General features: G+C 44.1%; 1 protein-coding gene and 1 pseudogene. Both read left to right on the top strand.

Annotated features, from left to right (window positions below; translation table 11 throughout):
• Positions 1–423, top strand: a pseudogene (locus PX484_RS00730) (ABC transporter substrate-binding protein); the annotation flags it as partial.
• A gap of 263 nt (positions 424–686) precedes the next feature.
• The coding region (locus PX484_RS00735) for a response regulator transcription factor (protein ID WP_288102659.1) at positions 687–1,339 on the top strand (653 nt) is incomplete at its 3' end.

Raw genomic sequence — 1,339 nt, forward strand, 5'->3', positions numbered from 1 at the left:
GATCCCGTTTTTGAGGTTATTCGCTCCAATCGTCAGCGTTTGCCTCTGTTTAGTAGTCCCACCCTCTACAATATTCGCACCCTCGAAGATGGCGGCAAAAACGCCCAAGGTTTAACCCTTGCCGCACCCTGGCACCCCTCGGTTAACCAGACTTTTGCCAATCTTATGCAGGAACAGTGGCGCGGTCCGGTTAGTTGGCGCACAGCCACCAGTTTTGACGCTACACGGGTGATTATTGCCGGTTTAAGGGAAAATACTCAACGTCAGGGCCTACAGTCCAGGCTGCGCTCCGGGAATTTTCATCAAACAGGGGCCACCGGAAAAATTAGCTTTGATCCTAATACTGGCGATCGCATTGGTCAACCGGTCTTAATTCAAGTGCAATCAACTCCCTCCGGTGAGCAGTTTGTCCCTTTACCTTGAAAAGTCCCCAGTCCACCAAAGTCGGGAGAGTTGCCAACTCTCCCCCCCAAAAAATGAGCAAAAATTACAATTATTTCAATGTTCAACCCTGAGAAAGAAATGAATGGCTAATATGTTAAAATATGCCTAAGTAGGTAGGTTTTAAAAATTGTCAGATTCCCCCTTATTAAGGGGAGCAGGGGGCATCCGCACCCCCCTTATTAAGGGGGGCAGGGGGGATCAAAGGCAAAATCTATCTTCAATTAAATTATAACTACTTACTTATGGATATCGTTATTATCGAAGATGAAATTGAAATCGCCCATTTGATTCAGCAAACTTTAGAGCGGGAGTCCTTTACTTGTCATCTGGCTTATAATGGTAGGGTAGGACTAGAACTTTTTTATCAAAAGCAACCAGAATTAGTTATTTTAGATTTAATGTTACCCGAATTAGACGGACTAGAATTGTGTGCTAGAATTCGCCAAAAACCCGGGACAAAAGACCCCTATATTTTAATGTTAACCGCTAGAGGAGAAGAAATTGATCGCATTATCGGCCTATCTACGGGAGCCGACGATTATATGGTAAAACCCTTTAGTCCCCGGGAATTAACCGCTCGCGTAAGAGCCTTATTAAGACGTAGTTTAAGACACGATAGTCAACCCCAACAACTCCATCGCAGCCGTCATTTTATTATCGACTTAGATCAACATTCTGCTCTTCGTAAATTGGAAGGAATGCCAGAGGAAACCCTCGATTTAACCACCTTAGAATTTAATTTATTAGCTACCTTTGTCAGTTATCCCAATCGCGTCTGGAGTCGCACCCAATTAATCGATAATCTCTGGGGAAATGATTTTTTTGGCGATGAAAGGGTAGTAGATACCCATATCCGACGCTTACGCAAAAAAGTAGAACCCGATCCTGCTAATCC

The organism is Microcystis sp. M49636_WE2, assembly GCF_030065375.1.
In the GTDB taxonomy this organism is placed as follows: Bacteria; Cyanobacteriota; Cyanobacteriia; order Cyanobacteriales; family Microcystaceae; genus Microcystis; species Microcystis aeruginosa_C.